Source organism: Roseateles sp. (assembly GCF_039929605.1).
Lineage (GTDB): Bacteria > Pseudomonadota > Gammaproteobacteria > Burkholderiales > Burkholderiaceae_C > Pelomonas.
The window spans coordinates 28,598-41,678 of the sequence record NZ_JBDSQX010000013.1; the positions used below are offsets into that span (position 1 = coordinate 28,598).

The window sequence follows — 13,081 nt, forward strand, 5'->3', positions numbered from 1 at the left end:
AGGGCTTATTTCTCGCAGCCGAGTTCCGCCGTCGGCGTGCACTGTTCGGGCAGGCGGATGCCTTCCTTGCCGACGGTGGCGGGGCGGCCGGCGCCGACTTCAGCAATCACGCCGGAGCGCAGCCGGATGGCGACGTTCTCGGTACGCACCGCTTCCTCGAAACGGTCCTTGCGGGCACCTTCCGACACCGCGACGGTGGCGGAGATGGAGCCCTGGGCTTCGGGGGTCGCCGGTGTGGCACCGTTGTACACCACCGGCACTTCGCTGCTGCGGCTAGCGCCGTCGTAGAAGAGCCGGTAGCCGTTGGTACCGGTCGGTGGCCCGCTGGCGTAGACGGCGGTGGCGCCCAGGGCCGTCGGCTTCTTGGGCAGGATGGTGATGAAGCCGGCCGGCCCGAGGGCGACGCTGCTGCCCACGTCGATGGCAATCATGTCGCCGGCGGAGCCGAAGCTGAGCGACTGCGTGAAGGCCGCGTCGCGCAGCTTGAGCGTGAGGCCAGGCATCTGCACGGCAAAGCCCAGCCCCGGGTTGTAGGGCAGGCGGGCGCGGATGACGTTGGTGGCCGAGGCCGAGCTCAGCTTGGCGGCGTCGATGGCGATGAGGTCGCCTTCGACGCCCGCGCCGTTGACGTGCAGTGTGTCGGCGCTGAGGCTGATGCGGCTCTGCTGGGTCGTCACATTGCCCACCGAGTTGGCGTTCCACGCCGCGCCGCTGGTGCCGCTGACGGCCGAGATGCCGCCGCTGAGGTCGTTGGCGGCGCCGTCCAGCAGGGTGATGGAGCCGCCGCCCGTGGCCTGCAGGGCCAGCGAGCCGGTGGTGGCGCGGATGAGGCCGCCGGTCTGCGCAATGGTGGCGTCGGCGATGGCGATCTGCTGGGCGTTGGCGGCCTGCTTGCCGGTCTCGGGCGTGTAGACGGTGGGCGCGGCGGCGGCCACGAGGGTGGTGGTGCCGCCGGTCAGCGTCACATCACCGGTCAGCGTGATGGTGCCGGCCGCGATGCTGGAGTCGGCCGAGAGGTTGAGCGTGCCGAGCTTGAGCGCGGCGGCGTCGCCGGTCTTGAGCTGGACGGACTGCGCCGCCAGCGACAGCGGCTGTGCGCCCAGCGTGTTGCCGGTGTTGTTGGCCTCCAGGTGGGCGGCGCTCAGGCTCTGCGCGCCGGCCCCGGTCAGGCTGAGGACGCCGCTGATCGTCACGTCGCCGCTGCTGGCCAGGTTGCCCTTGAGCTCGACGCTGCCGGCGCTGGCGAGCGACGCTAGCGTCTCGTTGCCGCCGAGCCTGAGCGTAGCGCCGGCATCGACGACGACGCTGCTGCCATTGGCGATGCGCTCGTCGCCCGGCGTGACGAGGCTGCCCTTGCTGACCTTGGTGATGCCGGTGGTCTGCAGCGCGGTGTCCAGCGTCAGCGTGCCGGTGCCGGCCTGCTCGACGCTGCCGCTGCCGGTGATGGCGTGGTTCAGCGCAACGGCGTCGCTGCGCTGGAAACGCAGCACGCCGCTGTCGTCGACGGCGCCGCTGCCCAGCGAGCCGCTCGCGCCGCCCACGCCCACCTGCACCGCGCCTGCCGCGATCTGTGTGGTACCGCTGTAGCTGTTGTTGGCGGAGAGGATCAGTGTGCCGGCACCTTGCTTGAGCAACGCGCCGTTGCCGCTGTAGACGCCGTCGTACTGGCTGTCGGCGCTATCACCGACGGCCAGCGTGCCGCTGCTCGACGTGATGCCCCCCGAGCCACTGAGGCTGCCCAGCGTCTGGTTGCCGGTCAGCGCCAGCGTGGCGCCGGCTGCCAGCGTCGTTGCGGGAGCGGCACCGAGCTGGTTGCTGCCATTGAGTTGCAAGGTGCCGCTGTTGACGTTCAGTGTCTGCACGGCGGCGTTGCCGGCCAGGAGGACGCTGCCACTGCTGTCCAGCGTGCCGCCGCCGAGGTTGGCGTTCACGACCGAGCCGCCGTTGAGGGCGTAGTTGCTGGCTGTGAGCGTGTCGCCGGAAGCGGTCTTGTCCAGCGTGCCTGCAGCGGTGAGGCCGGCGACGGTGTCGTTGCCGTTCAGCTTCAACGTGGCACCGCTGGCGATGCTGACGGCGGCGTTGTCGGCCAGCAGGTCGGCCGCGCCGAGGGCGAGCGTGCCAGAGGCGACGCTCACCGTGGTGGCCGCCGACGTGCCGTTGAGTGCAACGTTGCCGTTGCTGTTGAGCGTGCCGGCGCCGAGGTGGGCGTTGACGACGGCGCCGTCATTGACGTCGTACGTGGCTGCGGTGAGCGTGTCGGTAGCGCCCGTCCTGGCCAGCGTGCCGGCGGCGGTGAGGCTGCCGACCGTGTCGTTGCCGCCGAGCTTGAGCGTGGCGCCGCTGGCGATGGTCACGGCGGCCGCGTCGGCCAGGCGGTCGGCGGCGCCGAGACTCAGCGTGCCGGTGGCGACGTTGACCGTGCTCGCCGCCGCGCTGCCGTTGAGCGCGACATTGCCGTTGCTGGTCAGCGTGCCGGTGTCGAGGTTGGCGTTGACGACCGCGCCGTCGTTGAGGGCGAAGGTAGTGGCCGTGAGCGTGTCGCCCGCGCCGGTCTGGGCCAGGGTGCCGGCGGCGGTCAGGCTGCCGACGGTGTCGTTGCCGTTGAGCTTGAGCGTGGCGCCGCTGGCGATGCCCACTGCAGCCGTGTCGGCCAGCCGGTCAGCCGAGCCGAGGCTCAGCGTGCCGGTCGCAACGTTAACGGTGGCGGCAGCGGCCGTGCCGTTGAGGGCAACGCTGCCGTTGCTGTTGAGCGAGCCGGTGCCCAGGTTGGCGTCGACGATGGCGCCGTTGTTGAGCGCGTAGCTGGTGGCGGTGAGCGTGTCGTTCGCGCCGGTCTTGGCCAAGGTGCCGGCGGCGGTGAAGCTGCCGACGCTGTCGTTGCCGCCCAGCTTCAGCGTGGCACCGCTGGCAATGCCGACAGCGGCGGTGTCGGCCAGGCGGTCGGCGGCACCCAGCGTGAGGGTGCCGGTGGCGACGTTGACGGTGTCGGCGGCGGACGTGCCGTTGAGGGCGACGGCACCGTTGCTGGTGAGCGCGCCGGCGCCGAGGTTGGCGTCGACGACGGCGCCGCCGTTCAGCGCGTAGCTGGCGGCGGCAAGCGTGTCGGCGGCGCCAGTCTTGCCGAGGGTGCCGGCTGCGGTCAGCGTGCCGACCGTGTCGTTGCCATTGAGCTTGAGCGCGGCGTCGCTGGCGATGGCCACAGCAGCCGTGTCGGCCAGGCGCTCGGCGGCGCCGAGGGTGAGCGTGCCGGTGGCGACGTTGACGGTGGCGGACGCAGCCGTGCCGTTGAGGGCGACGGCGCCGTTGCTGGTGAGCGTGCCGGTGCCGAGGTTGGCGTCGACGACGGCGCCGCTGTTCAGTGCGTAGCTGGCGGCGGCGAGCGTGTCGGCGGCGCCGGTCTTGGCGAGGGTGCCGGCGGTGCTCAACGTGCCGACCGTCTCGTTGCCGTTGAGTTGCAGCGCGGCGCCGCTGGCGATGGTCAGCGCGGCGGTGTCGGCCAGGCGCTCGGCCGAGCCCAGCGTCAGCGTGCCGGCAGCGACGTTGACGGTCGCGGCCGCTGCCGTGCCGTTGAGCGCGGCGTTGCCATCGTTGGTGAGGGTGCCGGCGCCGAGGTTGGCGGTGATGGTGGCGCCGTTGTTCAGCGTGTAGGTGGTGGCGGAGAGCGTGTCGTTTGCGCCGGTCTTGGCCAGCGTGCCCGCGGCGGTCAGCGTGCCGACGGTGTCGTTGCCGTTGAGCTGCAGCGTGGCGCCGTTGGCGATGGACAGGGCTGCGGTGTCGGCCAGGCGGTTGATCGAGCCGAGCGTGAGGGTGCCAGCGGCGACGTTGACGGTGGAGGCCGCCGCCGTGCCGTCGAGGGCGGCGTTGCCGTTGCTCGTCAGCGAGCCGGCGCCGAGGTTGGCGGCGATGAGCGCGCCGTTGTCCAGCGTATAGGTCGCGGCGGAGAGCGTGTCGTCGGCACCGGTCTTGGCCAGCGTGCCGGCCGAGGTGAGGGCGCCAACCCTGTCGTTGCCGTTCAGCAGCAGCGTGGCGCCGTTGGCGATGCTCACGGCGGCGGTGTCGGCAAGGCGGTTGGTGCTGGCCAGGCTCAGGGTGCCAGTGGCGACGTTGACCGTGTCGGCCGCTGCCGTGCCGTTGAGGGCGACGCTGCCGTTGCTGGTCAGCGCGCCGCTGCCGAGGTTGGCGTTGACGACCGAGCCGCCGTTGAGCGCGTAGGTGGTGGCCATGAGCGTGTCGTTGGCACCGGTCTTGGCCAGCGTGCCGGCCGAGGTGAGGCTACCGACGGTGTCGTTGCCATTCAGCAGCAGCGTGGCGCCGCTGGCGATGTCGACGGCGGTGGTGTCGGCCAGCAGGTCGGCCGAGCCCAGGCTGAGCGTACCGGTGGCGACATTGACGCTGGTGGGTGCCGCCGCGCCGTTGAGCGCGACGCTGCCGTTGCTGGTGACCGCGCCGCTGCCGAGGTTGGCGTTGATGAGCGCGCCGCTGTTCAGCACATAGTTCGTGGCGGTGAGCGTGTCGGCGGCGCCGGTCTTGTCGACGGTGCCGGCCACCGTGACCGTGGTGAGGGCTTGGTTGCCGTCGAGCTTGAGGAAGGCCCCGCTGTCGACGAGGACGCTGCTGGTCGCGGCCAGGCGGTCGTTGCCATTGGTCAGCAGCAGCGTGCCCTGCTGCACCCGGAACAGGCCGCTGCTGGTGTTGGGGCCGCTGAGCGTGAAGGTGGTGCCTGCGCCTTCCTTGGTCAGCGTGGCCAGGCTGCTGCCGCTGATGATGCCGCTGAAGGTGGTGGGCAGCGTCGAGCCGGTCTGCAGCGCGTGGCTGCCCATGGCCAGCGTGCCCGCTCCGGCGAGGGAGCCGAACCGCTCGTGGCCGCCCAGTGCCAGGCTGGCGCCGCTGTTGATGACGACGTTGGGCAGGCCGGTGAACCGGTCTGCGGAGCCGAGCGTCAGCGAGCCGGTCTCGACGAGGAGATTGGCCGCGCCGGAAAGCCCGTTCAAGGTGCTGTTGTTGCGGCTGGTCAGCGTGCCGCCGCCCAGGTTGCTGTTGTAGACGGCGTTGTCCAGCACGTAGTCGGTGGCGGTCAAAACGCCCGTGCCATTGACCTGGGCGCCCGCGCCGAGGTTGACCGAGGTCGCGGCGTTGTCGGCGTTCAGCGTCAGCGTGCCGCCCGCGCCGACCGTGATGGCCGGGCTGCCGACCAGGCGGTCCGCAGGCGCGCCAAGGATCAGCGTGGCGCCGGCTGCGACGGCCAAGTCGTTGGCGGCCGTCGTGCCATTGAGCTGGCTGGTGCCTGTTGCCGACAGCTTGCCGGGGCCGAGGTTGGCATTGGCCTGCGTGACGCCGCCATTGAGCGCATAGCCGGTGGTGGCGGTGGCGGTCAGCGTGGCGCTGGTCGTGGCCTCCAGCTGCCCCGCCAGGTTGAGCTGGGTGATGAAGTCGTCACCGCCTAGCTTGAGGAAGCCGGGTGCGCTGACATTGACGGTCGCGCCGTCGGCCAGGAGGTTGGGAAAGCCTAGCGTCAGGCGGCCAGTGGTCACGTTGACCGTGGTGGCAGCCGCCGGCGCATTCAGCGCGGTGGCGACGCCGTCGCTCGTCAGCGTGCCGGTGCCGAGGTTGGCGTTGACGACCGCGCCGTTGTGCAGCGCGTAGGTCGTGGCGGTGAGTGTCTGGCCTGCCGCCGCCGCATTCAGCGTGCCGGTCAGGGACAGGCTCTGCGCGGACTCGTTGCCGGCCAACGTCATGCTGGCGCCCGAGGCGATGGTGAGTGCAGCGCCGCCGGTCAGGTGCGCGGCGGCGCCGCTGAGGGTCAGCGCGCCGCCTGTGTTGACGTTGATGGCAGCGGCCGCGCTTTCGCCGGACAGCGTGGTGGCGCCGGTGACGGTGAGGGTGCCGGCACCGAGCTTGCCGCTAATGGTTGCGTTCTGCAGCGCGTAGTTGGCGGCCGTCACGGTGCCGCTGCCCATGATTTCGCCGCCATTGCTGACGGTCACGCTGCCGAAGTTGGCCGGCGCCGTGCTGGGATTGAACTTCGCGGTGGCGCCGTCCACGACCAGTGCTGGATTGCCGACGAAGGTGTTGGAGCCGACCTGGGCCAGTTGGCCGGCCAGCACTTGAATGTTGGGGTTGGAGACGGTGCTGGCGAGTTCAACCGTCGTGGTGCCCGCGCCTGCCTTTACAAATGTGCCGGTACCGCTGACGTTGTTCGTGAAGAGCAGCGCGCTGCTGAGGTTGACGCGCAGCGTCGCGTTGTTGGTGATGGCGCCGATGCCCGCGCCTCCGGTGGCGCCGCCACCGCCGATGTCTAGCACGCCGGCCGAGATGGTGGTGCCGCCGCTGTAGATGTTGTTGTTGCTGGTCAGCGTGAGCGTATTGCTGCCCTGCTTGACCAGCCTGCCGGTGCCGATGATGGCGTTTGTCAGGGTCAGGTCACTGCTGCGGTTGATGGTCAGGGTGCCGCTGTTGGCGACGAAGCCCGTGCTCAACGTGCCGGTGGTGCCGCCGTTGCCGACGGCCAGCGTCGCGCCGGGGGCAATGGTGATGGCGCCGCCGAAGGTGTTGGTGCCGGTCAGCGTGAGCGTGTTGGGGCCCAATTGAGACAGGCTGAGCGCGCCGCCGATGTCGATGCCGAACGTCAAGTCATCACTGCGGTTGAAGGCCAAGGCGCCCAGGCCACCTACGGCACCCGATCCCAGCGTGCCGCTCGTGCCGCCATTGCCCACGGTGATGTTGCCGGCGCTGATGGTGGTGGTGCCCGTGTAGCTGTTGTTGCCGGTGAGCGTGAGGTTGTTGTTGCCTTGCTTGTCTAGCGCGCCGGTACCGCCGATTGCATTGGCGATGGTGATGGCATCGCTGCGGTTGACGACGAGCGTGGCGTTGTTGGTGACCGCGCCGGAGCCAAGCGTGCCGCTGCTGCCGCCGTTGCCGACCTGCAGCGTGCCAGCGCTGATGGTGGTGGTGCCGGTGTAGGCGTTGTTGCCCGTCAGCGTGGCCGTGCCTGCCGCCTGCTTGACGAGGTTGCCGGCGCCGCTGATGGCGGCGGCGACGGTCAGGGCATTGCTGCGGTTGAGGATCAGCGTGCCCGTGTTGGCGACAGCGCCGGCGCCCAACGTACCCGTGGTGCCGCCATTGCCGATCTGCAGCGTGCCGATGATGTCGGTGGTGCCCGTGTAGCTGTTGCTGCCGGTGAGGGTGAGGGTCGTGGGGGTGAACAGCTTCTTCAGCCCCCCGCTGCCGCTGATGTCGTTGGCCAGCGTCAGCGAATCGCTGCGGTTGATCCAAAGCGTGCCGTTGTTGGTGACGGCGCCGCTGCCCAGGCTGCCGGTCGTGCCGCCATTGCCGATGAACAACTCGCCAGCGAGCGTCGTGGTGCCGCCGTAGGTGTTGTTGCCGCTGAGGTAGACCTGGTTGCTGCCGAGCTTGACCAGCGCACCTGTGCCGCCGATGTCGTTCGACAGGATCAGCGAATTGTTTTTGTTGACGACGAGGGTGCCGTCGTTCACCACGGCCCCCGAGCCCAGGGTGCCGAAAGCCGTGCCGTCGCCCACGCTCAAGGTGCTGCCCACCGCGATGCTCGTGGTGCCGGTATAGCTGTGGGTGCCTGTGAGGCTGAGGGTGCCGCTGCCTTGCTGAACGAGGGCGCCGTTGCCGGTGCTGTTGATGGACAGAGTCAGCGGACTGCTGAGGTTGAACACCAGCGTGCCGTCGTTGTTGATCTGGCTGAGGCCCAGGGCGCCGGTGCTGCCGCCGTTGCCGACGTTGAGCGTCGAGCCGCTGGCGACAGTCGTGCTGCCGCTGTAGGTGTTGGCGCCGGTCAGCGTGAGCGCGCCCGAGCCGAGCTGGGCCAGGCTCAAGTCGCTGTCAATGGCGCCGCTGACGGTGAGCGCGTCGCTGCGGTTGAAGGCCAGCGTGCCGGTGCCGCTGACGGCGCCCGCGCCGAGCGACCCGGTTGTGCCGCCGTTGCCGACGCTGAGGGTGCCGCCGTTGACGGCCGTGGTGCCGCTGTAGGTGTTGGTGCCGGTCAGCGAGGTGGTGCCCGCCGCCTGCTTCACAAGGTTGCCGCTGCCAGCGATGACCGCGGCGACGGTCAGCGCATTGCTGCGGTCGAGGACGAGCGTGCCGTCGTTGGTGATGGTGCCCGCGCCCAGCGTGCCGGTGGTGCCGCCGTTGCCGACGTTGAGCGTGCCTCCCGCCGCGATGGCCGTGGTGCCGCCGTAAGTATTGGCACCGGTCAGCGTCAGCGTGTTGCTGCCCTGCTTGTCCAGCGCACCGGTGCCGCCGATGGCATTGGCGAGCGTGATGGCGTTGCTGCGGTTGATTGCGAGCGTGCCGTTGTTCGTGATCGCACCCGCGCCCAGCGTGCCGGTGGTGCCGCCGTTGCCGACATTGAGGGTGCCGCCTGCCGCGATGGTCGTGGTGCCGCCGTAGGTGTTGGTGCCGGTCAGCGTCAGCGTGTTGATGCCCTGCTTGTCCAGCACACCGGTGCCGCCGATGGCGTTGCCAATCGTGATGGCATCACTGCGGTTGATGACCAAGGTGCCGTTGTTGGTGACGGCGCCTGCGCCCAGCGTGCCGGTGGTGCTGCCATTGCCCACGGCCAGCGTGGCGCCGGAGGCGATGGTGGTCGTGCCGCTGTAGGTATTGGCGCCGACCAGCGTGAGGGTGCTGGGGCCGACCTGGGCCAGGTTGAGGCCGCCGCCGAGCGCGGCACCGACGGTGAGGTTGTCGCTGCGGTTGAACGCCAGCGTGCCCGTACCGCTGACGTTGCCCAGGCTCACGGAGCCGGTGGTGCCGCCATTGCCGAGCTGCAGTGTCCCGGCGTTGATGGTCGTGGTGCCGCTGTAGGTGTTGGTGCCGGTCAGCGTGGTGGTGCCCGCCGCCTGCTTGACGAGGTCACCGGTGCCGCCGATGGCAGCCGAGACGCTCAAGGCATTGCTGCGGTCGAGGATGAGCGTGCCGTCGTTGGTGATGGTGCCGGTGCCGAGGGCGCCGGTGGTGCTGCCGTTGCCGACGTTGAGCGTGCCGCCGGCGGCGATGGTGGTCGTGCCGCTGTAGGTGTTGCTGCCGGTCAGCGTGAGGGTGTTGACGCCCTGCTTGTCCAGCGCGCCGGTGCCGCCGATGGCGTTGGCAATCGTGATGGCATCGCTGCGGTTGACGGCCAGCGTGCCATCGTTGGTGACGGCGCCGGCGCCGAGCGTGCCGGTGGTGCCGCCATTGCCCACGGCCAGCGTGGCGCCAGAGGCGATGGTGGTCGTGCCGCTGTAGGTGTTGGCGCCCGTCAGCGTGAGGGTGCTGCTGCCCAGATGCGCAAGGTTGAGGTTGCTGCCCAGGGCGGCGGCGACGGTCAGCGCATTGCTGCGGTTGAAGGCCAGCGTGCCGGTGCCGCTGACGGCGCCCGCGCCGAGCGACCCGGTTGTGCCGCCGTTGCCGACGCTGAGGGTGCCGCCGTTGATGGCCGTGGTGCCGCTGTAGGTGTTGGTGCCGGTCAGCGTGGTGGTGCCCGCCGCCTGCTTCACAAGGTTGCCGCCGCCGGCGATGGCCGCGGCGACGGTCAGCGCATTGCTGCGGTCGAGGACGAGCGTGCCGTCATTGGTGATGGTGCCCGAACCCAGCGTGCCCGTAGTGCCGCCGTTGCCGACGTTGACGCTGCCGCCCGCCGCGATGGCCGTGGTGCCGCCGTAGGTGTTGGTGCCGGTCAAGGTGAGGGCGTTGCTGCCCTGCTTGTCCAGCGCGCCCGCGCCACCGATGGCGTTGGCGAGCGTGATCGCGTCGCTGCGATTGATGGCGAGCGTGCCGTCGTTGGTGACGCCACCGGTGCCGAGCGTGCCGGTCGTGCCGCCATTGCCGATGCTGAGCGTGCCGCCCGCCGCGATGGTCGTGGTGCCGCTGTAGGTGTTGCCGCCGGTCAGCGTCAGCGTGTTGGTGCCTCGCTTGTCCAGCGCGCCAGTGCCGCCGATGGCGTTGGCGATAGTGATGGCATTGTTGCGGGCGATCACCAGCGTGCCGTCGTTGGTGACGGCGCCAGCGCCGAGCGTGCCGGCGGCGGCGGCGTCACCCACGGTCAGTGTGGCGCCGGAGGCGATGGTGGTTGTGCCGCTGTAGGTGTTGGCGACGGCCAGCGTGAGGTTGCTGGGGCCGATCTGGGCAAGGTTGAGGCCACCGCCAAGCGCGGTGCTGATGGTGACGTCGTCGCTTCGGTTGAAAGCGAGCGTGCCGGTGCCGCTGACGTTGCTGAGGTCGATGGCGCCCGTGGTGCCGCCATTGCCGAGCTGCAGCGTGCCGGCGTTGATGACGGTGGTGCCAGCGTAGGTGTTATCGGCGGCCAGCGTGGCGGTGCCCGCTGCCTGCTTCACAAGGTTGCCGCTGCCAGCGATGACGGCGGCGACGGTCAGGGCGTTGCTGCGGTCGAGGATGAGCGTGCCGTCGTTGGTGATGGTGCCGCTGCCGACGCTGCCGGTGGTGCCGCCGTTGCCGACGTTGACGCTGCCGCCCGCCGCGATGGCAGTGGTGCCGCTGTAGGTGTTGCTGCTGGTCAGCGTGAGAGTGTTGCTGCCCTGCTTGTCCAGCGCGCCGGTGCCGCCGATGGCGTTGGCAATGGTGATGGCATCGCTGCGGTTGATGGCGAGCGTGCCATCGTTGGTGACGGCCCCCGCGCCCAGCGTGCCGGCGGTGCCACCGCTGCCCACGGCCAGCGTGGCGCCAGCGGCGATGGTGGTGGTGCCGCTGTAGATATTGGCGGCGGTCAGTGTGAGGGTGCTGGGCCCGATCTGGGCGAGGTTGAGGCTGCTGCCGAGGACCGTGTTGACGGTGACGTTGTCGCTGCGGTTGAAGGCCAGCGTGCCTGAGCCGGTCACGTTGCTCAGGCTGATGTTGCCTGCGGTGCTGCCGTTGCCGATTTGCAGCGTGCCGGCGGTGATGGTGGTGCCGCCGCTGTAGTTGCTGCTGCCAGTTAGCGTGAGGGTGTTGCTGCCCTGCTTCTCGAGCGTGCCGCTGCCGCCGATGGCATTGGTGATCGTGAGGGCGTTGCTGCGGTTGATGACCAGTGCGCCATTGTTGGTGACGGATCCGGCGCCGAGGCTGCCGGTGGTGCCGCCATTGCCGACGTTCAACGTGCCGTTGGTGATCGTGGTGCCACCCGTGTAGCTGTTGGCCCCGATCAGCGTCAGCGTGCCCGAGCCGTTCTTGGCCAGGGCGCTGGCCGATGACTCGCTGATGGCACCGCTCAACGTCAGATTGCCTGCGCCGGAGGCGGTCAGGTTGTCGCCCAGGTTGATCGCACCCGCCACCGTGGAGGTTCCCGTCGTCGAAATCTGGACCGCAGCCGTGGTGGCCACGTCGCCGGTGACGCTGAGGGTGGCGCCGGTCAGGTTGGCGCCAATCGAGTGCACGCCCGAGCCGCCGTTGTTGGTCAGCGTGAGCACGCCCGTGCCAGCGCTGATGTTGGCGGTCGTGATGACGCGCCCGGTCGGCGAGTTCGTTGCGTTGGGATCGGTGCTGCCCGCCGACAAGGTCAAGCCGCCGGTGGTCAGCGCAGCGTTGACCGAGATGTTTCCCCCGGCTTCCAGGGTCAGCTTGTGGCTGGTCTCGTTGATGGCATTGCTGACGGTGATTGTTTGCTTCGCTTGGAGAAGAACGTCATTCGAACCCAGGAGAGCTTCCAGATTGCTAGCTCCCGACGACGCCCTGATCGTGACATCGCCGGCAAAGGAAAAGTTGTTAAAGCCGATAGTGTTTATGCCCGCAATCGCGCCGCCGTTGGCGATGATGATGTTGTCCGGGTCAAGCAGCAGCGTTCCGACGCGCCCTCGTGGTGCGCTGAGATCCGAGCTGCCATCGAAGGTCAGTCCATGGCGCCCCGACACCTCGGCCTGGCCGCCATTGCCGCCCTGCGAGCCCCCGCGCGCACTGAGGCCGCCCAGGAACAAGGTGTTCAGCTCCGACCACAGCACCACCTGCCCGCCATTGCCCGCCGCGCCCGCATCGGCATTCAGCCGCGCGCCGGGGCGCACGATGAGCATCTCGGCGTTGGTGAGCTCGGTGTTCGCACCATGGAAATCGCCGCCCACGCGGATGCGGCCACCGCCCGTGTCGCCGGAGGCGTCCAGCTGCGCGCCGTTGTCCAGCATGATCCGCTGGCCCTGCACCAGCACGTCGCCACCGGCTTGGGCCGTGCCACCGCTGGCGTCGATGCGGCCGTTCACCAAGGTCACGCCCTGCGGGCCGCCGTCCACGACGACGCGCCCGGCGACGCCTTCCAGCGAGCGGGCACGCACGACGCCTTCCATGTTCAGCACTGTGTCGGCAAAGCCGGCGCGGGCCACGGCGCGCAGTTCGGCGCTTTGCGTGGCGTTGATGCTGCCGAGCTGGTTCAGCCGCGTTTCCAGGCCGTCGTCGTTGCGGACGTTGAAGAGCACGAGGCCGTCGCCTTCGACGTCGACCGTGACGTTGCTGGCGGCCGCGAGGCCCACGCGGCGGGCGTCGATGCTGCCGTTGACGGTGAGCTGCGGCGCGATGAGCGCGACGGCGTCTGCGGCGCGGATGCTGCCTTCCGCGCGCAGTTCCCCGGCGCCTTCGGCGGAGGCACCGAAGCGCAGCCGGCCGCTCTGGAGGTCGGCATCGCTGAGGCTCAGCGTCGTCGCGACGAGGCTGCCGACGTCGACCTGCGAGCCGGTCGCGAAGTAGACGCCGCGCGGGTTGCTGAGCACGACGCGGCCGTTGGCGTTGATCTGGCCGAGGATGCGCGTCGGGTCGTAGCCGATGACGCGGTTGATTAGCAGCGCCTGGGCGTTGGGCTGGATGATGTTGACCGTCTCGCCCTTGCCGACCGAGAAGCTGCGCCAGTCAACGGCCGCCGTCTGGCTGCCCTGCTTGATCTCCATCAGGCCGGCCTGTGGAGTCTGGATGGTGGCCTGGCCTTGCTTGACGACGCCGTCCTGCGGCAGGGCGCCCGCCGCGAGGGGCGCGAGCGCCACGGCAATGGCCCAGGTGAGCGGATGGATGCGCAGGTCCCGGTGGTTGAGGCTCAGAGTCGAGCTGCGGTCAGAAGGCATGGGGAACTCCGGGATCTGTGTGTGCGGGGCGGCCGCGGCCG

General features: G+C 69.8%; 1 protein-coding gene. It reads right to left on the minus strand.

Going from position 1 to position 13,081, the window contains the following annotated elements; all coding sequences use genetic code 11:
* Positions 1-5: 5 nt before the first annotated feature.
* Positions 6-13,040, minus strand: coding sequence for an autotransporter-associated beta strand repeat-containing protein (locus tag ABIS05_RS01995; RefSeq protein ID WP_348010340.1), 13,035 nt, complete (start codon positions 13,038-13,040; stop codon positions 6-8).
* Between the last annotated feature and the right edge of the window lie 41 nt (positions 13,041-13,081).

Coding starts and splice junctions, on each gene's coding strand:
- ABIS05_RS01995 (WP_348010340.1), bottom strand. CDS start 13,040: ATGCCTTCTGACCGCAGCTCGACTCTGAGCCTCAACCACCGGGACCTG.